The sequence below is a fragment of the Paenibacillus sp. DP01 genome (assembly GCF_044784315.1).
GTDB lineage: Bacteria > Bacillota > Bacilli > Paenibacillales > Paenibacillaceae > Paenibacillus > Paenibacillus polymyxa.
The window spans coordinates 5,740,572-5,762,972 of the sequence record NZ_CP173059.1 but is presented as its reverse complement, the minus strand read 5'-3'; the positions used below and the strand labels follow the sequence as shown (position 1 = coordinate 5,762,972).

General features: G+C 44.6%; 24 protein-coding genes and 1 tRNA gene. 22 read left to right on the top strand and 3 right to left on the bottom strand.

All coding sequences use genetic code 11. From position 1 onward, the window contains the following. The first annotated feature begins 1,078 nt into the window (after positions 1-1,078). The 11 genes from rpmH (at position 1,079) to ACH59B_RS25465 (ending at position 11,449) form a co-directional block, all read left to right on the top strand. A complete protein-coding gene (gene rpmH, locus ACH59B_RS25515) occupies positions 1,079-1,213 on the top strand; it encodes a 50S ribosomal protein L34 (protein ID WP_007433250.1) in 135 nt (44 codons plus the stop codon). Between the two features lie 258 nt (positions 1,214-1,471). After that, on the top strand, positions 1,472-1,822 hold the full coding sequence (rnpA, locus tag ACH59B_RS25510; protein ID WP_013373922.1) for a ribonuclease P protein component: 351 nt from the start codon (positions 1,472-1,474) through the stop codon (positions 1,820-1,822). A gap of 71 nt (positions 1,823-1,893) precedes the next feature. Then, positions 1,894-2,763, top strand: a complete 870-nt coding sequence (locus ACH59B_RS25505) for a YidC/Oxa1 family membrane protein insertase (RefSeq protein ID WP_016822442.1) — start codon at positions 1,894-1,896, stop codon at positions 2,761-2,763. After that, the gene (gene jag / locus ACH59B_RS25500) at positions 2,760-3,518 is read left to right on the top strand and encodes an RNA-binding cell elongation regulator Jag/EloR (protein ID WP_263560988.1); all 759 of its coding nucleotides are present in this window, start codon (positions 2,760-2,762) and stop codon (positions 3,516-3,518) included. The genes ACH59B_RS25505 and jag overlap by 4 nt, the downstream gene beginning before the upstream one ends. A gap of 130 nt (positions 3,519-3,648) precedes the next feature. Beyond that, positions 3,649-5,025 (top strand): tRNA uridine-5-carboxymethylaminomethyl(34) synthesis GTPase MnmE, encoded by a 1,377-nt coding sequence (gene mnmE, locus ACH59B_RS25495; protein WP_016822444.1) that lies wholly within the window; start codon positions 3,649-3,651, stop codon positions 5,023-5,025. Between the two features lie 98 nt (positions 5,026-5,123). Then, positions 5,124-7,013 carry a tRNA uridine-5-carboxymethylaminomethyl(34) synthesis enzyme MnmG gene (gene mnmG, locus ACH59B_RS25490; protein WP_045244809.1) on the top strand — a complete coding sequence of 630 codons (1,890 nt, stop codon included), beginning with the start codon at positions 5,124-5,126 and terminating at the stop codon, positions 7,011-7,013. Then, positions 7,013-7,735, top strand: coding sequence for a 16S rRNA (guanine(527)-N(7))-methyltransferase RsmG (rsmG, locus tag ACH59B_RS25485; protein WP_102997359.1), 723 nt, complete (start codon positions 7,013-7,015; stop codon positions 7,733-7,735). The genes mnmG and rsmG overlap by 1 nt, the downstream gene beginning before the upstream one ends. Before the next feature lie 386 nt (positions 7,736-8,121). After that, a complete protein-coding gene (gene noc, locus ACH59B_RS25480; protein ID WP_013373916.1) occupies positions 8,122-8,940 on the top strand; it encodes a nucleoid occlusion protein in 819 nt (272 codons plus the stop codon). 186 nt (positions 8,941-9,126) lie between these two features. After that, complete coding sequence (locus tag ACH59B_RS25475) at positions 9,127-9,888, top strand: ParA family protein (RefSeq protein ID WP_013373915.1); 762 nt, start codon at positions 9,127-9,129, stop codon at positions 9,886-9,888. Beyond that, entirely contained in the window at positions 9,881-10,723 is an 843-nt protein-coding gene (locus ACH59B_RS25470; protein ID WP_016822448.1) for a ParB/RepB/Spo0J family partition protein, read from the top strand. Before ACH59B_RS25475 ends, ACH59B_RS25470 begins: the two co-directional genes overlap by 8 nt. 204 nt (positions 10,724-10,927) lie before the next feature. Continuing rightward, entirely contained in the window at positions 10,928-11,449 is a 522-nt protein-coding gene (locus ACH59B_RS25465; protein WP_016822449.1) for a DUF4446 family protein, read from the top strand. Here the strand turns inward: ACH59B_RS25465 and yyaC are convergent. Further along, entirely contained in the window at positions 11,403-12,005 is a 603-nt protein-coding gene (yyaC, locus tag ACH59B_RS25460; protein WP_019689093.1) for a spore protease YyaC, read from the bottom strand. The genes ACH59B_RS25465 and yyaC overlap by 47 nt on opposite strands. A 250-nt stretch (positions 12,006-12,255) precedes the next feature. Between yyaC and ACH59B_RS25455 the strand changes: the two genes are divergently transcribed. From ACH59B_RS25455 to ACH59B_RS25445, 3 genes are all read left to right on the top strand, one after another. Next, on the top strand, positions 12,256-13,206 hold the full coding sequence (locus tag ACH59B_RS25455; RefSeq protein ID WP_019689092.1) for a mechanosensitive ion channel family protein: 951 nt from the start codon (positions 12,256-12,258) through the stop codon (positions 13,204-13,206). Then, complete coding sequence (locus ACH59B_RS25450; RefSeq protein WP_016822452.1) at positions 13,196-13,420, top strand: DUF951 domain-containing protein; 225 nt, start codon at positions 13,196-13,198, stop codon at positions 13,418-13,420. The genes ACH59B_RS25455 and ACH59B_RS25450 overlap by 11 nt, the downstream gene beginning before the upstream one ends. Before the next feature lie 77 nt (positions 13,421-13,497). Continuing rightward, positions 13,498-13,588 (top strand) — tRNA-Ser (locus ACH59B_RS25445). A 207-nt stretch (positions 13,589-13,795) separates the two neighbouring features. Here ACH59B_RS25445 and ACH59B_RS25440 read toward each other — a convergent pair. Together ACH59B_RS25440 and ACH59B_RS25435 are read right to left on the bottom strand one after the other, a co-directional pair. After that, positions 13,796-14,113, bottom strand: a complete 318-nt coding sequence (locus ACH59B_RS25440) for a hypothetical protein (protein WP_016822453.1) — start codon at positions 14,111-14,113, stop codon at positions 13,796-13,798. Positions 14,114-14,479: 366 nt separating this feature from the next. Continuing rightward, the gene (locus ACH59B_RS25435) at positions 14,480-14,674 is read right to left on the bottom strand and encodes a YjzC family protein (RefSeq protein WP_013373906.1); all 195 of its coding nucleotides are present in this window, start codon (positions 14,672-14,674) and stop codon (positions 14,480-14,482) included. Between the two features lie 317 nt (positions 14,675-14,991). On the opposite strand from ACH59B_RS25435, the gene rpsF reads away from it, so the two are divergent. The 8 genes from rpsF (at position 14,992) to ACH59B_RS25395 (ending at position 22,304) form a co-directional block, all read left to right on the top strand. Further along, positions 14,992-15,276 (top strand): 30S ribosomal protein S6, encoded by a 285-nt coding sequence (gene rpsF, locus ACH59B_RS25430; protein WP_007433230.1) that lies wholly within the window; start codon positions 14,992-14,994, stop codon positions 15,274-15,276. A 49-nt stretch (positions 15,277-15,325) separates the two neighbouring features. Continuing rightward, a complete protein-coding gene (gene ssb / locus ACH59B_RS25425; RefSeq protein WP_010346813.1) occupies positions 15,326-15,817 on the top strand; it encodes a single-stranded DNA-binding protein in 492 nt (163 codons plus the stop codon). Between the two features lie 21 nt (positions 15,818-15,838). Beyond that, positions 15,839-16,111, top strand: a complete 273-nt coding sequence (gene rpsR, locus ACH59B_RS25420; RefSeq protein WP_013312800.1) for a 30S ribosomal protein S18 — start codon at positions 15,839-15,841, stop codon at positions 16,109-16,111. Positions 16,112-16,639: 528 nt separating this feature from the next. Further along, on the top strand, positions 16,640-18,379 hold the full coding sequence (locus ACH59B_RS25415) for an ABC transporter substrate-binding protein (protein ID WP_019689090.1): 1,740 nt from the start codon (positions 16,640-16,642) through the stop codon (positions 18,377-18,379). Between the two features lie 68 nt (positions 18,380-18,447). After that, positions 18,448-19,410, top strand: a complete 963-nt coding sequence (locus ACH59B_RS25410) for an ABC transporter permease (RefSeq protein WP_016822455.1) — start codon at positions 18,448-18,450, stop codon at positions 19,408-19,410. 11 nt (positions 19,411-19,421) lie between these two features. Beyond that, the gene (opp4C, locus tag ACH59B_RS25405; protein WP_016822456.1) at positions 19,422-20,345 is read left to right on the top strand and encodes an oligopeptide ABC transporter permease; all 924 of its coding nucleotides are present in this window, start codon (positions 19,422-19,424) and stop codon (positions 20,343-20,345) included. Positions 20,346-20,358: 13 nt separating this feature from the next. Then, on the top strand, positions 20,359-21,342 hold the full coding sequence (locus tag ACH59B_RS25400; RefSeq protein WP_016822457.1) for an ABC transporter ATP-binding protein: 984 nt from the start codon (positions 20,359-20,361) through the stop codon (positions 21,340-21,342). After that, positions 21,339-22,304, top strand: coding sequence for an ABC transporter ATP-binding protein (locus tag ACH59B_RS25395; RefSeq protein WP_016822458.1), 966 nt, complete (start codon positions 21,339-21,341; stop codon positions 22,302-22,304). The genes ACH59B_RS25400 and ACH59B_RS25395 overlap by 4 nt, the downstream gene beginning before the upstream one ends. Positions 22,305-22,401: the final 97 nt, after the last annotated feature.

The window sequence follows — 22,401 nt, the reverse complement described above, 5'->3', positions numbered from 1 at the left end:
AGACGTCACTCCTTTTAAATCCTGACATTTTGCCGAATTAAGCTGCAGAGAGCTGCTCCCGGCGCTTCGGCAAAACGCCTAAAATCACAAAAATATTGTTGAAGGCCATAAAAAGACATACCGCCGCCTAAATCATGCGGCAGTGTAGTGAGAGAACGCAGCACAAAATGCCCTGAAAAATAGTATTGGAAAATTCCACTGCTGATCAGCAGAAGAAAGGCGATATTTCTCAGGAGGGAATGTGCGGCACGATCCGTTCTCTTGATCCCGCAGGCCAAAACGGGACTGCAATATGTCGAAATCAAATGAAAAATGTAGAATATATCCCCAGAATCCCGAATCCGCACAAAAATAAAAAGATGGATAAATTGAACTTGTTCACAACTTTATCCACAGGGTGTTGATAATATGGAGGGTAAAACAACATATTCACATTCAAAAGTAATATCATCATAGCAAAAGAAGCCTTGTATTTCAATGACTCGTGGTTATTTATCCACAAATTCAATCTGTTGTGTACAATTTTTATTCACAACACAAGATATTGTTTATAATTTGTTCAGTTTTCGACAATAACTCTTTTTTGCTCTAAAATGTTATGCACAGGTTATGACCATTTAAATCACAATTCCATTCTTTTTGTGGATCTGTGTATAACATCCGTTGCCTTTTGGTTACACTGGGTTGTTTTTGTGTTGAAAATTTCCGGTAACGTTTCCGACAATATTTTTGACGAAACTGATAGTGGGGATTTGAAACGGCCTGGATTTAAGCCGTAAATGAATAGATGAAAAAAAGGGCTGTTTTTAGATAGGAACGTAAGCTACAGTAAAATGCTGATGAATGTTGATCATGGAGAAGAAACGAAAAAATCGGGAATAAAGGGATAGAAAAGAGTAGAGTGGGTGATGCAAAAAGAGGGAGAGGACTTGTGAATGTGAAAAAGAGGGAGAGAATTCAGAAGCACATTGACTTTGACCGCTATTTGTGGTTAAATGTACAAAGGTGTTTTTTGTGGAGATTGCTATGTTAGGTATATTCCATATAAAACGTATTCCTTGTAAGGAGGTGCAGCACAATGAGACCGACTTTCAGACCGAATGTCAGCAAACGTAAAAAAGTTCACGGCTTCCGTAAAAGAATGAGCACGAAGAATGGCCGTAAAGTTTTGGCAGCTCGTCGCCAAAAAGGTAGAAAAGTATTGAGTGCGTAATGCGTGCATAAAGACCACTACGGTGGTCTTTTTTTTCATAATTGAAGTATTTATGGATCGGATGCTTCTTCTATTGTAGAAATGTAGTGTAAAAAGAGGGACAAGTCCTACATCCTGCTCTATATTAGATGAAGTTTTTGAAAACGGATATAAAATAAGCGAGATTACCATGTTGGAATATTGTCCATACTTCTTACTATATAAGAGGTAAGGATTACTTACCGATATGTGTAAAAGAAATGAGCAAGGAGAAGCGCCGTGCAAAAAAAATTGCGTCTACGAAACCGGGCGGACTTTGGGCGCGTATACCGCCATGGCAAATCTTTTGCCAACCATCAGTTTGTGGTGTACTGGTTCCGCCGCAGAGAGGTAGAGCAGTTCCGCGTCGGAATTTCGGCTAGCAAGAAGATCGGCAATGCAGTTGTACGCAACCGGATGCGCAGGATCGTTAAGGAAATCGTGCGCCATCATGAGCAGGAATTGGTGGAGCAGATTGACCTGATTTTTATCGTTCGTAAGGGTGCGGTTACTAAGTCGTATCAAGAGCTGGAGAAAAGCGTGCTGCACGTTTTGCGCAAAGCCTCGCTGCTCAAGTCTACGCGCCGATAGTCAGTATCTTTGTCCTACAGGATATGGTATGATTTACGTTGGAATGGATTGGTTAAGAAAGGGGTTATGAAGTGTCGCGTTTGAAGACTCAACGAGGAAAATGGTTCCTCCTGATTGCCTTATTGGCACTTGTTGCTGTGCTGTCCGGATGTACCCAGGCGGCTCACAATTCTTACACGACGGCAGACTTGGCCAATGGATCTTGGTGGCAAAGATATGTCGTTTACTGGTTTTCGTATGCGCTGGATACATTTGCCCAATGGTTCTCTGGAGAATATGGCCTGGCCGTACTGATTCTGGTGATCATCGTGCGTACTATTATTTTGCCGCTTACACTCAAGCAAGTACGCAGTTCCAGAGCAATGCAGGCTATTCAGCCGCAATTAAAAGAAATTCAAGCGAAATACAAGGATACACCTGAGCGAGTCCAGCAAGAAACGATGAAATTGTTTCAAGAAAACAAGGTTAACCCAATGGCGGGCTGTCTGCCTTTGTTAGTACAGATGCCCATTTTCATCGCGCTTTATAATGCCATTTATTATAACTCGGCATTGCGGGATCATGACTTTTTGTGGCTCCAGTTAGGTAAACCGGATCACTTCTTTATCCTGCCGATTCTAGCAGCGATTACGACTTTTGTCCAAACTTGGATGATGATGAAAATGAATCCGACACCGCAGCAAGGACCCATGCAATTTTTGCTGTATGTCTATCCGGTGCTGATTCTATTCATGTCGTATAACTTCCCGTCTGCTTTGCCGTTGTACTGGTTTTTCAGTAATATTTACACGATTGTTCAAAACTATTTCCTTTATCGGAATAATGATAAGGACGCAGCATTGGCTAATGTAAAAACAGCGAGTCTCGCGAAAACAGGTTCCTCTAATAATAGTAAGAAAAAAGGCGGCAAAAACACGAAGGGGGCTAAAAAGTCGAGATGACCAAAGTCGTGACATCAGGAAAAACCGTTGAAGATGCTGTAAGACAAGGACTCTCCCAGCTGGGAGTAAGCCGTGAACGGGTAACCGTAAACGTGTTGGAACAGCCGTCAAAAGGATTCCTGGGGTGGCTAGGGGTCAAAAAGGCGAAGGTGGAGCTTACGCTGCTTTCTGAGCCGTCTCCTGAAACCACACACACGGCTGAACCTCATGTATCGGCTCAAGCACCTTCTGACGTGGGACAGGCTGTATCACAAGCTGGGTCTGTTGCGCAGGAAGCACAGATGAACATGGAAGCATCCAGGGGACATATAGATCCTTATGAAGAGGCGGTGCGTTTCATCTGTGAAACAGCTGCAGGAATGGGACTCGACGTCGAAGTCGATGTCCGTCATCGCAAGGATGAAAGTACACTGGATATCTCCGGTCCATCGCTCGGTATGCTGATTGGCCGCAGAGGACAGACATTAGATGCATTGCAGTACCTGACGAATATTGTTGCTAACCGTCATTCTGATAAATTTATCCGAATTGTGCTGGATGCCGAGCAATTTCGTGCACGTCGGCGGAAAACGCTGGAGGATTTGGCGGAACGATTAGCGAACCAGGCTGTTCGTTACGGCAAGGAAGTGGTACTGGAGCCAATGCCGTCCCAGGAGCGGAAGCTGATTCATGCCAAGCTCCAGCAGCATGCGCTGGTTAGAACATACAGCAAGGGGGACGAGCCTAATCGGCGCGTTGTCATTGCCAAGAAATAATCCGACGCAATGGCTCTCTGCAAGCTGCAGAAGCCATTGCTTTTTTTCTTATATTTCACACAATGAAACGGGTGCCGTCCTTGATGAAGGGCGGCAATGCCGTTTTTACTTGATAGGAGGTAGGAACGATATGCTGAGCGATACCATAGCTGCCATTGCAACGGCTGTCGGCGAGGGCGGCATTGCAGTTGTGCGGGTCAGCGGTCCAGAAGCGGTCACGGAAGTGGAGGCTTTGTTCCGTAGTAAAACGCCCTTAAGTAAGGCTCCAACGCACACGGTACACTATGGACATATTATAGATCCTCAAAGCCAAGAGAAGGTGGAGGAAGTTTTAGTTACAGTGATGCGGGCACCACGCTCTTTTACAACAGAAGATGTGGTAGAGATCAGCACTCATGGCGGGGTGGTAGCCGTTAAACGGGTGATGGATTTGTTACTGCTGCAAAATATACGTCTGGCTGAGCCAGGTGAATTTACGAAACGTGCTTTTTTGAATGGTCGTATTGACTTGAGTCAAGCGGAGGGCGTTATTGACTTAATTCGTTCCAAATCGGATAAAGCCTTTTCGATGGCTCTGAAGCAGGTGGATGGGCAGCTGTCCCAGAATATTCGTCGTTTGCGTCATGTATTGGTGGAGACACTTGCTCATATCGAAGTAAACATTGATTACCCTGAGCATGATGTAGAATCCTTTACGTCTGAGTTAATCAAGGATAAAAGCAGCCAAGTCATGGCAGAAATTGATCGGCTGTTGCACACAGCGGAGCAGGGGAAAATTTTGCGTGAAGGGCTGACTACAGCGATTGTCGGAAGACCGAATGTAGGCAAATCGTCGCTGCTAAACACGTTGGCTCAGGGCGAACGGGCGATTGTGACCGATATTCCGGGTACGACCCGTGACGTTATCGAGGAGTATGTGACGATTAATAATATTCCGCTCAAGCTGTTGGATACAGCTGGAATTCGCGAAACGATGGATGTCGTGGAACGGATTGGGGTAGAGCGTTCGAGAACGGCAGTTAGTGAAGCGGATCTGTTGCTCATCGTTATGAATGCCAACGAACCACTACATGAGGATGAAATGGCATTAATGGAACAAATCCGCGGTAGACAAGCGATTGTTATTATGAATAAAATGGACTTACCGGCCCAAATAGACCGGGATTTGTTGCTGCGCTATGTTCCTGAAGAGCTTATTGTGCCGATGTCTGTGAAGGAAAATGAGGGAGCAGATCGGCTGGAGCAGGCTATATCGAATTTATTCTTTAGCGGCAAGCTAGAATCAGCGGATATGACGTATGTCAGCAATGTGCGGCATATTGCTTTGCTGAAGAAAGCGCGTCAATCACTGGTAGATGCCTATGAAGCCGCTGATCAATTTGTTCCAATTGACATGATCCAGATTGATGTAAGGCTGGCATGGGAGCATTTGGGTGAGATTGTAGGCGATACTGCGCATGATGCGTTAATAGATCAAATATTCTCACAATTCTGTCTGGGCAAGTAAAACATTCAAGCATGGCTGTTTTAAGCCTGCTATCGTCATAGATACACAAGAGCATATTCGGGGTGAAGACTCGAATGTATAAGGGAGGCAAGAGAGGTATGGGATATCAAGGAGGCGACTATGATGTGATCATCGTCGGTGCAGGCCATGCGGGCGTAGAATCCGCCTTGGCAGCGGCACGGATGGGCTGTCGTACATTGATGATCACAATTAACTTGGATATGGTCGCATTCATGCCCTGCAACCCGTCTATTGGTGGTCCCGCAAAGGGTCATGTAGTACGGGAAATTGATGCATTGGGTGGCGAAATGGGTCGGAATATCGACAAGACATTTATCCAAATGAGAATGTTAAATACTGGTAAGGGTCCTGCCGTGCATGCCTTGCGCGCACAAGCAGACAAGTTCTCTTATCAGCATGCGATGAAGGAAACGATGGAGAAAGAACCGAATCTGACCTTACGTCAAGGCATGGTTGAAGAGCTGATTATAGAAGACGGCCAATGCGTAGGTGTGATTACGAAGACGGGCACAGAGTATCGTAGTAAAGCAGTTGTCCTGACGACGGGCACCTATCTGCGCGGAAAAATCATTATGGGTGAGCTGATGTATGAGAGTGGTCCGAACAATCAGCAGCCTTCGTTGAGACTTTCTGAACATTTGAGAGAGCTTGGGTTTGATCTCGTTCGCTTTAAAACAGGGACGCCACCACGTGTGCATAAGGATACGATTGATTTTAGCAAAACAGAAATACAGCCAGGCGATGATCAGCCGAAGTTCTTCTCCTATGAAACGAAGTCCTCGGATAATGAGCAGTTGCCTTGCTGGCTGACGTATACTTCAGTGGAAACACATCAGATTATTAATGATAATTTGCATCGTGCACCGATGTTCTCTGGTCTGATCGAAGGAACGGGACCACGTTATTGCCCCTCTATTGAAGATAAAGTGGTGCGTTTCAGTGATAAGCCGAAGCACCAAATCTTTCTGGAGCCTGAGGGTAAAAACACATCTGAATACTATGTTCAAGGCTTGTCAACAAGCTTGCCAGAGGATGTGCAATTAGCAGTACTGCGTACCATTCCAGGGATGGAAAAGGTAGAAATGATGCGTAACGGTTACGCTATTGAATATGATGCGATGGTACCTACTCAGTTGTGGCCTACTTTGGAAACGAAAAAAGTACCTGGCTTGTTCACAGCAGGTCAGATTAACGGGACATCTGGTTATGAAGAAGCTGCGGGTCAAGGAATTATGGCTGGGATTAATGCAGCTCGCAAGGTGCAGGGAAAAGAGCCCGTCGTACTGGATCGTTCTCAAGGCTACATTGGGGTTCTGATTGACGATCTGGTGACGAAGGGGACAAATGAGCCCTATCGCTTGCTGACATCCCGTGCAGAATACCGTCTGTTGTTGCGGCATGATAACGCGGATCTGCGATTGACTCCGATCGGGCATGATATTGGCCTGATTACAGATGAACGATACGAGCGCTTTTTGGATAAAAAACAAAAGGTAGAGCAAGAAATTGAGCGTTTACGCTTAGCTAAAGTTCGCCCGGTTGATGTAAATGAGATGCTGGAGCAAGGCGGATCTGCACCGATACAGGACGGCAGTAATTTGTTAACAGTGCTGCGTCGACCTGAGATCAGCTATGCACAAGTGGCACAAATTTCGCCTTCACCTGTAGCTCTTACTGAGGAAGAGCAAGAACAGGTGGAAATCCAAATTAAGTATGCGGGCTACATTGAAAAGCAATTAATGCATGTAGAACGCCTGCAAAAGATGGAGAAGAAGAGGCTCCCAGAGGATATCGCATACAATGAAGTTCAAGGCTTGGCCATTGAAGCCAAGCAGAAACTTGAGAAGATCCGTCCGATGTCCATTGGTCAGGCATCCCGTATCTCCGGTGTAACTCCTGCGGATATTTCCATTTTACTGGTTTATCTGGAGCACTATAACCGTGTAACGGCAGCGAGGGGATCTTAATGGACGCGATACAACAGCAGTTTAAGCAGCGGCTGGCAGAGCATAGCATTGTGATTAATGACAGTCAGTTAGAGCAGTTTGAAACGTATTACCGTGTGCTGGTCGAATGGAATGAAAAAATGAACCTGACGGGCATTACTGAGCGAGATGCAGTGTACACCAAGCATTTTTACGATTCTGTTTCACTTGCCTTTTATGTTCCGTTAAATGATGTGGGGAGCCTGGCTGACATTGGGTCAGGCGCTGGTTTTCCTGGGATCCCCTTGAAAATATGCTTTCCACATATTCAATTGACCATTGTAGACTCATTGAACAAACGCATACAATTTTTAGCTCATGTTGTAGAGCAGTTGCGACTGGAAAATGTCGAACTGATTCACAGCAGGGCAGAGGAATTGGGGCGCAAAGCAGGATATCGTGATAGCTATGATCTGGTCACAGCGCGAGCCGTTGCCCGTCTCGCGGTACTAAATGAATTTTGTCTTCCTTTTGTCCGTGAAGGGGGCCACTTTGCAGCAATGAAGGGTAGCGACCCAACCGAAGAAATCAGGGAAGCCTCCTACAGTTTGAAAGAGCTAAAGGGAAAAATCAAGCATGTTCAGGCCTTTCAGCTACCTGTTGAGGATGCAGCCAGACATATGATTATTATCGAAAAAAGAGCAGCTACACCACGGAAATACCCGCGTAAGCCAGGTACTCCTTTGAAAACACCTTTAGTGTAAATGTTTGAAAAAAAGTGAATGTTTCACGTGAAACATTCACTTTTTTTATGGTTTATAAACTCCTTGCTTAAGATGGCTCCTTGCCGAATGCCCTCTACATAATTTATTCTTTTATCCTTCTGAAAAGCTGTTAGAGACGATAGGATTATGACTGGAAAAGTGATAGAATAGAGATAATCGTTTTAGTGTAAGTTGGCTGCTTCCCGTACCCATGATTTCAGATATACATATAGGGAAGTGGGGCAACAAATGTCAGGGGAGTACGTGGAGTGTACCCGCTTACGGCGCTGTTTCATATAGAAGGGTCTACAATCCCCGTAAGGAACTGTTTTTCACGAAGCGCTGTTTGTATGGTGCTATTATGAAATTAGGTGGTATTATACGGAATGAAAGAACAATTTTCCAAGCTATTTGGTTTGACGGAGCGCTCCAATGGGGACGAAATAAAACAAATTCCAGTTCGGGATATTGTCAGCAGTCCTTATCAGCCCCGCACCATATTTGACGACGAAAAGATTGATGAGCTATGCCAGACTATTAAGACGCATGGTGTAATTCAACCGATTGTCGTTCGTTTCCGTAATGGACAATATGAAATTATAGCAGGGGAACGTCGTTGGAGAGCTGTCACCAAGCTGGGTATGGAGACGATTCCAGCCATTGTTCGTGAGTTTAATGATTCACAAGCTGCATCCATCGCGTTGATTGAGAATCTTCAGCGGGAGGGCCTAACTGCGATTGAAGAGGCTGTAGCTTATCAAAAGCTGATTGACCTGCATCAACTCACCCAGGAAAGCCTCGCTCAGCGACTTGGCAAAAGCCAATCCACTATTGCTAATAAGATACGGCTGCTTCATTTGCCGGAGAGAGTGAAAGAGGCTCTAATGGAGCGGAAGGTGTCCGAGCGTCACGCTCGTGCATTATTGTCGTTAGAGACCGAAGAGCTACAGTACAAGGTTTTAGATGAAGTGATTGCTAAGGAACTCAATGTGAAGCAAACAGAGGCACGAGTTGCCTTCTATAAACAAGTATCCACGATTAAGAAATCTAAGCGGATTTCCTTTACCAAGGATGTCCGGCTTGCGCTGAATACGATTCGTCAATCCATTGATATGGTGTCTGGCTCAGGGTTGGATATCAAAACAAAAGAATCTGATCATGAGGATCACTATGAGATTGTCATTCAAATTCCCAAACGTAAGTAAGGGATGAAGCGTACAGCGGCAGCAATTGCCGCTTTTTCTGTCTAACGCCAACATAAAACCGCAGCATACTCGTATTCTATTTTGAAATTGCCGTTATCCGTAAGTTAAGGACTAAGTAACGTCTTCATAGAGCTTTTGCAATCATGGAACGTAGCAGGATTCCGATTAAATTATGAGGTGAATGAAGTGTCAAAAATAATAGCCGTAGCCAATCAAAAGGGCGGAGTAGGCAAAACGACTACTTCCGTGAATTTGGGCGCCGGACTTGCTTCCCTCGGCAAAAGGGTATTGCTCGTGGATATCGACCCGCAAGGTAATACAACTAGCGGTGTGGGTATCAATAAGGCGGATGTGGCAAATTGTATTTATGATGTACTCATTAACGAAGTTGACCCTAGCGAGGCGATTATCAGTACACAGGTTGAGGGATTGGATATTATCCCGGCAACCATCCAATTAGCAGGTGCTGAAATCGAGCTGGTACCAACTATTTCTCGCGAATTGAGATTAAAAAGATCACTTCAACTCGTCAAGCATAATTACGATTATATATTAATAGATTGCCCTCCATCACTGGGGATTTTGACGCTCAATTCCTTGACGGCTTCCGATTCAGTCATTATTCCAATCCAATGTGAATATTACGCGCTGGAAGGATTAAGCCAATTGTTGAATACCGTGCGATTAGTGCAAAAACATCTAAACACCTCATTGCAAATTGAGGGCGTGTTGCTAACCATGTTTGACGCCCGCACGAACTTGGGTATTCAGGTGATTGAAGAAGTGAAAAAATATTTTCAAAGCAAAGTTTATCAGACGATTATTCCACGCAACGTGAGACTCAGCGAAGCACCATCACATGGCCAGTCCATTATTACGTATGATCCCCGGTCTCGTGGGGCAGAGGTATATATTGAGTTGGCAAAGGAAGTGGTATCTTATGAGTAAACGGTTGGGAAAGGGACTGGACGCACTTATTCCCTCCCTTACAGTCAGTGACGAGGATAAGGTTGTTGACATTCCGCTCAGTCAGTTGCGGGCGAACCCATACCAGCCTCGGAAAACGTTTGATGAGGAGTCCATTAAGGAATTAGCGGAATCCATTCGTCAGCACGGTGTTATCCAACCCATTATTGCGCGTAGTGTCTTGAGAGGTTATGAGATTATAGCCGGGGAAAGACGGTTTCGGGCCTCTCAATTTTGCGGGAATCCAACCATACCTGTGGTTGTTCGCAATTTTACAGATCAGCAGGTAATGGAGATTGCCCTGATTGAGAATTTGCAGCGTGAAAACTTAAATGCAATGGAAGTGGCGGTGGCTTATCAGGGGTTAATGGATCAGTTTTCTTTAACTCAGGAAGAGTTGTCCATGAAAGTGGGAAAATCACGTTCACACATTGCCAATTTTCTCCGTTTGCTCGCATTGCCTGAGGAGGTTAAAGATCATGTTTCACGTGGAACATTGTCTATGGGGCATGCTAGAGCAATTGTCGGGCTCAAAGATCCAGACATGGTAAAACAGCTGGCCATGCAATGTATTGAGCAACAGTGGAGCGTTCGTGAACTTGAAGAAGCCGTACAACAGTTGGATCATAAGCCTGGAGAAACAAAAGCTAAAGCCAAGGTGCGAAAAAAGGACCCCTATATTGACCATATGGAAGAGTCCCTGCGCGAGCGTTTTAAAACAACTGTAAAGATCAAGCACAATAAAGATAAAGGAAAAATCGAATTGAATTATTACAGCCAGCAGGATTTGGAAAGATTACTGGAGCTATTACAGTAGTCTGTAAAAATATGGACATGTCTCCTTGAGTGAAATGGAAAGTGAGATATGTCTTTGCTTTGTCTGGAATTGCAGGAATTAGAATGGTTTTGATGGATAAACTAATAGCCTTGTGTTATTTGTCTCGCTGTTCTCAAACGTTTAAAATAAAAGGTAAGCAAAGCAGTAACATGATTTTTGAGGTAGAGGGGTAGAAACAAACATATGGCTGAATTGAATGGACTAATCATGGAGCAGCTTGCTGGTATTGTTGCAGGGATCGTGCTTATTTTGCTTATCCTGTTGATTGTTGTTATTGTACAGGGGTCAAAGCTAAAGAAGATGCGGCGAAAGTATGAAACCATGATGGCAGGCAGCGGGGTAGAGAATTTGGAGACGCTGCTGATTGATTTAAAGGTACAGATGGACACGATTGAAGATGAGCAGGAAGCCCACCGTGCAAGTATGAAATCACTACGCAGCAAACTGACTGGCTTGAAGGGACATATAGGCATCAAACGCTATAATGCCTTTGGTGAGAGAGGGAGCGATCTAAGCTTCTCTCTGGCTATTGTAGACGATAATCAGGACGGAATAGTATTGACCGGTATTTATAACCGGGATGGCTCATATGTGTATGCCAAGCCTCTGGAAGCGGGACAATCTTCTTATTCCTTATCACCTGAAGAGAAAGAAGCTATTACTCTTGCGCAGCAAGTAGGACAGACCGGTAATGCCACTCCTTAATTGCGGAGTATAAGCTACTAGCTATGATATCTGATAATTTCATGACCAAATTTAGTCTAGTATTTTGCAACACAAAGTATTCCATGAAGCCGCCGACGTTAACGATACCAGTCAAATGGATATCGCCGACCGGCGGTAATTCTTTATTTACACCTGCTCCAGGCTTGAGAGGACCCTCTGCAACCTGAATGCATCCAACACTGGAGGTTTGTCCAAGACATGCGTCTATTCCAATGATATAAGGCTGTTCGTATCGGTCATGTATGCCGTTCAGCGTCGTTTGAAGGTTCATAGCATGTACAGGCTCATCTAATGTTCCATACAAGTTAAACAGGGGGCTTTTATAGCGTGACAAATGGGTACCAACGAGCGGACCAAGGCAATCTCCAGTAGAACGATCGGTGCCGATGCAAATGATGACGATATTTTGCAGACTCCGTGCCTGATGCAGATGGAACAGCAAACGATGGATGATGGCTGATTGGATCCCGGGATCGGTGTGTGATATTTTTAAGCTTAGGGGTTCTTGCCCCGGAATGAAGTCAGAATGAGTCATGGAATCTTCCTTTCGTCCTGTAATGGAGCGTGCAGGTTGTGCTCGCCTACTTTTAAGATTTCACTTGGCCTGCGGGTAACAATTATTCTCAAGATAGTAGCTAGTATATGGATAAACTTGCGTTTTTATACTCGGGAAAAGTAGATTATTCATAGTCGTATGTTTGAAGTCGGGAGATATGCTTATATAGATAGGAAATAGAATGTGGGAAATAGAAAGAGTGGTTCCCTGGTTTGAGGAGGAGTACAGCATGACCTTTATACATTGGTTGGCCGGTAATTTAGACACGGATGACGTAGTGCAAGGTGCGATTCATTGGAAGGATGCTGTATGGAAATGGCTTACAGATAGTGCGATGTGGTCGACCTTTTTGTTTGTGGTTTTGAAAATCGTAATTATTTTCATCATTACACGTATCTTTATTCGAGTTATTAATAAAATTATAGATAAGTCGATGGAGCAAAAGGGAGATAACGGCAGATTCCGATTGAATACCAGACGGTTAACGACTGTGGGCGAACTGCTAAAAAATGTAACAAATATTGTGTTCAATTTCATCTTGATTATGCTGGTGCTATCGCAAATGGGTATAAATCTAGGCCCTCTGATTGCTGGAGCTGGAGTGCTTGGGTTGGCTGTAGGTTTTGGGGCACAGAGCTTGGTTAAGGATGTAATTACTGGGTTCTTTATTATATTTGAGGATCAATTTGCCGTAGGAGACGTCATTCAGACGGGAACTTTCAAGGGGACGGTAGAAATGATTGGGCTGCGTACAACCAGGCTGGTGAGCTGGAAAGGTGAGGTGTATATTTTACCGAACGGCTCCATTACGACGGTAACGAACTTCTCCATGTCCAACGCGTTGGCGGTGGTAGATGTGCCGATGAAGGCGGAGCGTAGTCTGGAGGAAGCCGTCAGCTTGGTAAAACAGGCGATCCAAGGTATCGAAGAGTCCAATGCGCAGATACTTAATATGCCGGATGTGTTAGGCGTTCAGTCCATGACTACATCAGAGTATATCGTACGGGTTGTGGCGGAATGTATGCCGAACACAGGGGCCTTGGTAGAGCGTGATATTCAGAATAATATCAAGAGGGCTCTAGAGGACGAGGAACATCGTCAGGCCGCACTGGAGACGGCGATCACCCTTGAGAAAGAAGATGAGTCAGGAAGAAAAGGGGGAGAGAAGGGTGGAGCGTAAGTCGTTTGAACTAGGGGATATTGTGCAGATGAAGAAGCCTCATCCATGTGGAACGAACGAGATGGAAATTATTCGGATGGGGATGGATATTCGAATCAAATGTGTCGGATGCCAGCATAGTGTGCTGATTCCGCGTGCCAAGTTCGAAAAGAATATGAAGAAAGTGTTGCGCTCAAAGTCCAGCGCTGGCGAGCAGAATTCGGAAACCATTTGAGCAGAGAAGGTGGATCATGGTGAACAAGAAATCAGCTTGCGTCATGGTAGCAATGATGATATAATTATCCTTGCTGCGGAAAGGTACCCAAGAGGTCCAAGGGGGCTGACTCGAAATCAGTTAGGCGTCGCAAGGCGTGCGTGGGTTCGAATCCCACTCTTTCCGCCACTAACTTCATGAACTTGATCAATCTCTTACGTCTACTGACGTAGGGGATTTTTTGGTTTATGGAAATAAACCATTATTAGGTTATAAAAATGAATGTAGCGTTATCGAAGAAATGATTAAGAACCTCTTGGTGAATGAATAAGGTGTTAAAGTAAAAGAAAGCTCCTAACAGCGTTTGAAATAATTGCCGTCAGGAGCATTCTTTTGTTATAGCTGGTTAGGCGGGTAATGATAGCGTTTTGTTCTCTTTGAGCCAGAGATCATCAGCAGGATGGCAGCGATCAAATGGAGTGCCCAGCCAACAAAAGGAATCCAGGCTAGCAAGGAAGTGAGTACTCCCCAGACAGAACCGTAGATCGCTTCCTGATTGCGTAACGACAGGATAAGTGTTACTGCATGCAGGACAAGCATAAACCCCAGTGCTGAGTAGCCAGTCCCCATGACAATAGCTCCTCCCACAATCGGTACAGCCAGCACCAATTCGAATATACCTGATATCCACTTTAATATACGAGAATAGCTCATCTTTAAACCTCCGTAGATAGTAGGTCTTTGTACTTGGATATATTCTAGCAGAAGGAGCTGAATTAATCTGCATTTTACCAGCATATGCAAAAAGTCCGATAATGCAACAAAGGAGGACCACAAAGGTCCTCCATCGTAGGCGATACATTTTTAACAGGATACGATCTGTCCAATCACATCATGAAACTCGGTGTACTGACTAGCAATACTGTGTTGAAAAGACAGTGTCCTTTTACACAAACCTAACGCTTCTAATGCCCGGAATGGATCTCCTAACAGTTTGTAAGGCTACGTCGTCCAACGGAACCACACCTCTCTGTTGTATCGCCTAATCATAATATGGCCAGGATTCCGAAGAAATATACATTAGTGGACACGAGCTTTCGTTTTTTTCTTCCACTTGCGATTATGGTTGGTGGTCTTCGGAAAAGAATCGCCTCTTTCCAACGTTATTTGCTGCGGGTTTTGGATTTCAGTATGAAAGCTTTTTTCTCCAACCTCCATATATACGCCGTCATTTGGGACCTTATCCCCGGGTACGAACTCAGTCTTTTCACCCATACGGTTGTGCCTCCTTAGATAATGAATTGGACTGCAACGGTTATTGTGCGCTGTCTTAAACAGAAACATGCGAAATCAGGGCACACAAATAGTAGTTAATCAAAAATGATTTCCTTTATATATGCAAAATTTGTGGAGTGATATAAAAATGTATAAAGCTAATAATAGGTTGTGTGTGAACAGCTTTTAGCCTTGTGCTCGAAATTGCAGGTTGCATTCAGGTGCTCGATTTGGTAAACTGTTTTAGTGCGAGTTTAGGCTCGTTCCTTGCTCTCAACTGAGATTGAGGGCCTTATGTCCATAAGGAGGTGTAAAGAATGCGCAAATATGAAGTGATGTACATTATTCGTCCTGACATTGAACAAGAAGCTGTTCAAGCGACAGTCGACAAATTCCAAGGTATCATCTCTAACGGCGGTGGCGAAATTACGAATCACGATGTAACTAAACGCCGTCTTGCGTATGAGATCAAGAAATTCCGTGATGGTTCTTTTGTTCTGGTAAACTTCACAGCAGAACCTGCTGTTGTTACTGAGCTTGAGCGTATCATGAAAATTTCTGACGAAGTAATTCGTTATCTCATTACGAACGACGTAGCTTAATTATTGTACGTGATTATGTAATGAACAACGCTCAAAGGAGGGGATTGGATTGTTGAACCGTGTCATTCTGATCGGTCGTTTGACCAAAGATCCAGAGCTGCGCTATACACCGTCTGGTGTAGCAGTAACCCAGTTCACCCTGGCTGTAGACCGTCCGTTTACAAGTCAAGGCGGCGAACGGGAAGCGGATTTCTTGCCGATCGTAACCTGGCGTCAGCTTGCTGAAACATGCGCTAACTATCTTCGTAAAGGTCGTTTGACGGCTGTTGAAGGCCGTGTACAAGTGCGTAATTATGAGAACAATGAAGGAAAACGTGTATACGTGACTGAAATTGTTGCTGATAATGTACGTTTCTTGGAATCTAACCGCGATAGCGGCAACGGTGGCGGCAATAGCGGTGGAGGTATGCGTGAGGAGTCTCCTTTCGGAGGCGGTAACAGCAATAGTGGGCGCGGGAATAATAACTCGCGAAACAATCAGGATCCTTTTTCCGATGACGGAAAACCGATCGATATTTCGGATGATGATCTACCATTTTAATTGGGAAAGGACTGACAAAGAATGGGCTTCAGACAAAGAGAAGGCGGAGACGATAACAAAAGACCAGCTCGTCGTGGTGGTCGCAACAAACGTCGTAAAGTATGTTTCTTCACTGTGAACAAAATTACTCACATTGACTATAAAGATACAGACCTGCTTAAAAAATTCATCAGTGAACGTGGAAAAATTCTTCCTCGTCGTGTGACTGGAACAAGCGCGAAATATCAACGTATGTTGACAATCGCTGTTAAACGTTCCCGTCAAATCGCATTGCTTCCTTACACTACTGAATAGTAGTGGGTGGAAAGAAAAGATGTTCCCAATTCTGGGGACATCTTTTTTTATGATTTTTTTTATTGACAACAAGTGCCATCTATTGTAACTTACTAATAATACAATCCATGTTTACCCATTAAGTATAATTTACCTTTTAGTGGCTTAGGAAATTACAAGCTCCCCAACTCGCCAGAGTACACATTTCAACCATTCGAAATGTTATTTTATATTACATAACACTCAGTTTTTTGTCATTTTCCACAAGTAAATTTCATAAAATTTACAAAAATAGTTGTTTTGCAATTGCATACTACATAAAAAAAGATATTGACGTGATATTATTTTACACTTAAGATAAACCTTAATAAAAATGTAATGGTTGTCGGTGCACAAAATTGACCAAGGGTCTAAAACATGTGTTCTACGCTATCATTAGGAACAGTAAGGAGGATGTGCAAACTTCATTTTCAAACCTCAAGCTTTAACGAATCACCGCAGGAATGAGACAGGCTGTTAAATAAAGACCGACTAAGGGGGATTAACAGGATGGTGCAAACGAAGAAATGGGTTTCTTTGCTTATGGTGCTTACGATCGTTGGTGTTCTGTTTGCAGGATGTAGTGGAGGTGCTAATGAGGCACAGCCGCAGCAAGGTAATGCGGATAAGAAAACAGAGGGAAATGAAGGCAGCGCACCAGTTACAGAGGGTGTAATTAAAGCGACGGATTTGTCACAAAATCCTCCGGGAGCAACAAATCGAAAAGATAACATTGTAGTAGGTATGACATCACCTAAAGGGGTATTTAACCCGCTATTCTGGCAAACAACTTACGATTTATATGTAGTCAGAACGGTATTTGATTCCTTCTTACAGGTGAAGGCAGATGGTACATATGAAAATAGTTTGGCTGAGAAGGTTGATGTATCGCCGGATGGTCTAAAATACACCTTCCATCTGAAACCAGGTGTGAAGTATAGTGACGGCACTCCAGTAACCGTAAAGGATTATGCTTTTGTTCTCAAAGTGCTGCATGATCCGAATTATGATGGAGAAAGCGATATATTATCTTTTAAGATTAAAGGCGGTAAGGAATACCACGATGGCAAGGCGAATGATATCTCGGGTATCAAGGTCATCGATGATAATACAGTAGAGGTAACCGTTACAGAAGCAACAGCTTATACGAAGGATTATCTGGGTGAGCAATACTTCATGCCAGAAGCTTATTACGGAAAAGGGTTCAAGAAGGGTAACCTGGACAGCATCAAGGCGCTTAATAATAAACCAATCGGCTCCGGGCAGTATGTGCTGAAGAGCTTTTCCCCGGGTCAGCAAGTCGTACTTGAAGCGAATCCAAACTACTTCAAGGGCGCACCAAAGGTAAAATCGGTTATTTTCAAAACGACAACAGAAGAAACAAACCTGTCTATGCTGCAAACAGGCGAAACGGACATGGACAACATCACAGTTACGGAAGACAATGTAGAGGAATTAAAGGCTCTAGGCTTCTTGGACGTGAATATTATGCCGACCAATGGCTATGGATATATTGCATTTAATCACAAGGAAAAGAAATTCCAGGACCCTAAAGTACGTCAGGCTTTAACTATTGGTTTAAACCGTAAAGAGATTGTACAGGGCGTGTATGGCCCATATGCGAATGTCATTAACATTCCACAATCTACAGAATCTTGGTCTTATACGGATGAAGGCATCAACAAATATGAATTTGATACAGCGAAGGCGAAGGCTTTGCTGGATGAGGCAGGCTGGAAGGTTGGTGCTGACGGGATTCGCGAAAAGGACGGCGAAAAGCTGACCATTAACTTCTCCGCAACTGCTGATAATCCAGTAGTAGAGGCCTTGCTACCAATCATGTCCAATAACTATAAGGAGCTAGGCATCAAGCTGACTTCTGAAACTCTAGATTTTAACGCCATTATGGATAAAAAGGATACAGGCAAGTTTGATATGTTCTTCGCGGCCTGGGGCTTAACTCCAGACCCGGACACAACGACTTTTATTACGAATGGTGCACAAAACGATATCGGCTACTCTAATAAAAAGGTCGATGAATTAACGCTTGCTGGTAAGCATGAACTGGATCAAGAGAAACGCAAACAGATTTACAAACAGCTCTATCAAGAGTTGAACAAAGATCTGCCAACTATCTTTATGTACCAACGCAGAGATATGTGGCCAGTGAATGGACGTGTATCCGGCCTAGAAATTACGCCATACAAAGATTTTGAGTTCACTCTGCATAACGCTCAAATCGCTCAATAAGGGATGCCAACCGTATGCTCAGCTCTCACGAGCTGGGCATATCACTTTATTCGTCTGGAGGAATGAATATGAAGCAGTACATTATTCGAAGACTGCTGCAACTCATCCCCACACTTATTGGCATATCCATTATCGTTTTTGCGATTTCAGCCATGGTGCCGGGTGATTATATTACAGCCAAGCAGAACCCGAATATGACCGCCGAGAAGGCGCAACAGCTACGACATATCTACGGGCTGGATAAGCCGGAATACCAACGTTATTTTATATGGGCCGGTAATATGTTAAAGGGAAATATGGGGGATTCATTACAGCATAAGCAGCCGGTAACGAAGGTCATTGGCAATTATGTATGGAACTCTTTTATTATCGCTTTTTTTAGTCTTATTTTTAGCTGGCTCATTGCAGTTGTTGCAGGGGTATTTTCAGCTAAGTTTCAATATTCCTTATTCGATAAGTTCGTGACGTTATTCATTTTCTTATGTATGTCGCTGCCTTCATTTTTTATTGGTCTATTGGTCATCAAAATATTTGCCCTGGAATGGGGAATTCTCCCGGTTGGGGGTATGACTACAGCAGGGATGGAAGCAGGTTCGTGGGCGTATATGGTGGATGTCCTCAAGCATATGTTCCTGCCGACACTCGTACTTACGATGCTGAGTACAGGAAGCCTGACTCGTTATTTCCGTACAGGCATGTTGGAGGTCATCCGTCAGGATTATATCCGTACCGCACGCGCCAAGGGCTTGAAGGAACGGACGGTTATTTTCAAACATGCACTGCGCAATGCCCTGATTCCAGCAATCACACTGCTCGGGTTCGAGCTTCCAGCCTTATTTGGTGGGGCAATGATCCTGGAAAAGGTATTTGTATGGCCGGGTGTGGGGCAGGTCTACCTGGAGTCCATTAGTATGCGGGACTATCCGTTTATGTTGGGCTTCACCATTTTCCTAGCTGTTCTCACGCTCATCGGCAATCTACTTTCTGATGTATTGTATGGCATGGCAGATCCAAGAATTCGCTTGAAGTAGGAGGGATACTATTGTCCGCAGAAACAGTCACGATTGAAACGAATCAAAAGGCGGCGATCCGTCCTGAAGCGTCTCCATGGAGAATCGCCGTTCGCCGTTTTAATCAAAACCGCTTGGCTTTGGCAGGTCTCGTTATATTAATTCTGATGGTTATCATTTGTGTATTTGGTCCCATGATTTCACCTTATCATTTAGATGATTACAAGCTCTCTGACAAAAACTTATCCCCTAATGCGAAGTACTGGCTCGGTACGGATAAGTTTGGTAGAGATATTTTACTGCGTACGATGCTGGCTGGCCGTATTTCTTTGACAGTGGGGCTGGTCGCCACGTTTATTTCGGTCATGATCGGGGCAACGTTGGGTGCGCTGGCAGGGTTTTATCGTAAAGGCGTGGATACGGTTATTATGCGGATTGCTGATATTTTTATGGCGCTGCCTACATTGCCGCTGCTTATTATTTTAGGTGCTGTTCTATCGGATTTGAAGGTTGATCCGTCGAACCGTATTTATTTTCTGATGCTTATTATTGGGGTCCTGAGCTGGACGAGCTTGTCCCGTCTGGTCAGAGGGCAGATTCTTACGCTGCGTGAACAGGAGTTCATGCAGGCGACGGAAGCGCTGGGCTTGAGAGACCGCCGCAAAATATTCCGACATCTGCTACCGAACACGATTCCTACTATTATTGTTACGGCTACGCTTGGAGTGGCTGGTGCGATTATTACAGAATCTGCGCTCAGTTACTTGGGGATTGGCGTCGTGCCGCCCACACCTTCGTGGGGGAACATGATATCGGCTGCAAATAATCTGATTGACTTCCGCAAACGGCCCTGGATATGGGTACCACCGGGAATGTGTATTCTAATTACCGTTGTAGCGATTAATCTGATTGGTGACGGCTTGCGTGACGCGCTGGACCCTAAAATGAAGAAGTAGGAGACGAACGTTTATGGAAAATGCTTTGATTGAATTTCGTAACCTGAAAACCCACTTTCATACCTCTAACGGAACTGTCAAAGCGGTCAATGACGTCAGTTTTAAAATTCGTGAGGGTGAAACGCTCTGTGTGGTAGGAGAATCTGGCTGTGGTAAGAGTGTAACTGCGATGACAATGATGCGGTTGATTGATTCTCCCCACACCTCAGACGGACAAATCTGGTTTGAGGGCAAGGATCTCCTAAAACTCAATAAAGGGCAAATGCAGCAAATTCGCGGCAATGACATTTCGATTATTTTTCAGGAACCGATGTCTTCTCTGAATCCGGTGCTTACGATCGGGGAACAGATTACGGAGCCGTTGCTGATGCATACATTAATGAGTAAAAGGGAAGCACGCGCCCGGGCAATTGAACTAATTAATTTGGTGGGCATTTCGCGATCGGAGGAAATATTCAATTCCTATCCTCATGAGTTGAGTGGCGGTATGCGCCAGCGGATTATGATTGCTATTGCTTTAAGCTGTAATCCGAAGCTGTTGATTGCGGATGAACCGACAACGGCACTGGATGTAACGATCCAGGCACAGATTCTCGATTTAATGCGGGATTTGAAGGATAAGCTTAAAACGTCCATTATGCTGATAACACATGACTTGGGTGTCGTGGCAGAAATGGCGGATTATGTGGTCGTTATGTATGCCGGGAACGTTATTGAAGAGGCTCCTGTCATTGAGCTGTTCAAAAATCCGCAGCATCCGTATACTCAAGGATTATTAAAGGCGAAGCCTGTCATTAATCAGAAAATGGATCGGCTATATTCCATCCCAGGACAGGTGCCAAACCCCATTGAGCTGGGCGAAAATTGTCATTTTCATGATCGATGCGCACATTGTATGCAAATATGCAAGGATCAGGCCCCTCCCTTGAATGAAAAGGAGAATGGCCATAAGGTTGCCTGTTGGCTATATGAGAAAGAAGGAGGGCAACGAATATGAGCGAGCCTTTAATTCAAGTGGAAGGGCTGAAAAAGTATTTCCCAATCACAGGCGGGGTTTTTCAGCGTACGGTCGGACATGTCAAGGCGGTCGATGATGTATCCTTTCATATTCATAAGGGTGAATCGTTTGGTCTGGTAGGAGAATCGGGCTGTGGTAAAAGTACGATTGGACGCACGATTCTCAGATTGATGGATAAGACAGAGGGATCAGTACGGTACAAGGGCGAAGATTTGCACGCATTAAACAAGGAGCAGATTCGTGCGCTTCGTCCAAAGCTGCAAATCGTCTTCCAGGACCCTTTTAGTTCACTGAACCCGAGAATTAAGGTGGGTGAGGCGATCGGAGAGGCTTTGCTGGATCACGGGTTGATTGATCGTAATGAGCTACGGCAGAAGGTCAACGAAACGCTGAACATTTGTGGGCTGTCCTCATATCACTATGATCGTTATCCGCATGAGTTCTCTGGCGGTCAGCGGCAGCGGATCGGGATTGCACGGGCCTTGATTTTGAATCCTGATTTTATTGTGGCTGACGAGCCGGTATCTGCTCTGGATGTGTCGATTCAGGCCCAGATCATTAACTTGTTAAGCGATTTGCAACAGGAACGCCAACTGACGTACCTGTTCATCTCGCATGATCTGAGTGTAGTCGAGCATCTGTGTAGCCGGATTGGTGTGATGTATCTGGGCTCGATGGTAGAGTTGGCTTCCAAGGAGGAGCTGTTCAGCAATCCGCTACACCCATACACCAAGGCTCTGCTATCAGCAGTACCGATTCCAGATCCGACGATCAAAAGGCAGCGGATTGTGTTAAAAGGGGACATCCCGTCTCCGGCTAATCCGCCGTCAGGATGCAAGTTTCATACACGCTGTCCTATGGCGGAAGCGCGCTGTAGAACAGAGGCTCCAGTATACCGAGATGCGGGCGACCAGCATTTTGTAGCCTGTCACTTTGCCTGATACGACATACTGAAGGAGCAAAATATCCGTCATCCTGTAACAAGGATTGGCGGATATTTTGTCGTGAAATAAAAAAAGGTAAAAAAATTGTATCTTT

Excerpts from the sequence above, each read along its gene's own strand:
- noc (WP_013373916.1), top strand. The coding sequence starts at position 8,122 with ATGAAAGAACAATTTTCCAAGCTATTTGGTTTGACGGAGCGCTCCAAT.
- yyaC (WP_019689093.1), bottom strand. The coding sequence starts at position 12,005 with ATGACTCATTCTGACTTCATTCCGGGGCAAGAACCCCTAAGCTTAAAA.
- rpmH (WP_007433250.1), top strand. The coding sequence starts at position 1,079 with ATGAGACCGACTTTCAGACCGAATGTCAGCAAACGTAAAAAAGTTCAC.
- ACH59B_RS25470 (WP_016822448.1), top strand. The coding sequence starts at position 9,881 with ATGAGTAAACGGTTGGGAAAGGGACTGGACGCACTTATTCCCTCCCTT.
- mnmE (WP_016822444.1), top strand. The coding sequence starts at position 3,649 with ATGCTGAGCGATACCATAGCTGCCATTGCAACGGCTGTCGGCGAGGGC.
- ACH59B_RS25455 (WP_019689092.1), top strand. The coding sequence starts at position 12,256 with ATGACCTTTATACATTGGTTGGCCGGTAATTTAGACACGGATGACGTA.
- jag (WP_263560988.1), top strand. The coding sequence starts at position 2,760 with ATGACCAAAGTCGTGACATCAGGAAAAACCGTTGAAGATGCTGTAAGA.
- ACH59B_RS25410 (WP_016822455.1), top strand. The coding sequence starts at position 18,448 with ATGAAGCAGTACATTATTCGAAGACTGCTGCAACTCATCCCCACACTT.
- ACH59B_RS25415 (WP_019689090.1), top strand. The coding sequence starts at position 16,640 with ATGGTGCAAACGAAGAAATGGGTTTCTTTGCTTATGGTGCTTACGATC.
- ACH59B_RS25400 (WP_016822457.1), top strand. The coding sequence starts at position 20,359 with ATGGAAAATGCTTTGATTGAATTTCGTAACCTGAAAACCCACTTTCAT.
- ACH59B_RS25465 (WP_016822449.1), top strand. The coding sequence starts at position 10,928 with ATGGCTGAATTGAATGGACTAATCATGGAGCAGCTTGCTGGTATTGTT.
- rsmG (WP_102997359.1), top strand. The coding sequence starts at position 7,013 with ATGGACGCGATACAACAGCAGTTTAAGCAGCGGCTGGCAGAGCATAGC.
- ACH59B_RS25440 (WP_016822453.1), bottom strand. The coding sequence starts at position 14,113 with ATGAGCTATTCTCGTATATTAAAGTGGATATCAGGTATATTCGAATTG.
- mnmG (WP_045244809.1), top strand. The coding sequence starts at position 5,124 with ATGGGATATCAAGGAGGCGACTATGATGTGATCATCGTCGGTGCAGGC.
- ACH59B_RS25395 (WP_016822458.1), top strand. The coding sequence starts at position 21,339 with ATGAGCGAGCCTTTAATTCAAGTGGAAGGGCTGAAAAAGTATTTCCCA.
- ACH59B_RS25435 (WP_013373906.1), bottom strand. The coding sequence starts at position 14,674 with ATGGGTGAAAAGACTGAGTTCGTACCCGGGGATAAGGTCCCAAATGAC.
- rpsF (WP_007433230.1), top strand. The coding sequence starts at position 14,992 with ATGCGCAAATATGAAGTGATGTACATTATTCGTCCTGACATTGAACAA.
- rpsR (WP_013312800.1), top strand. The coding sequence starts at position 15,839 with ATGGGCTTCAGACAAAGAGAAGGCGGAGACGATAACAAAAGACCAGCT.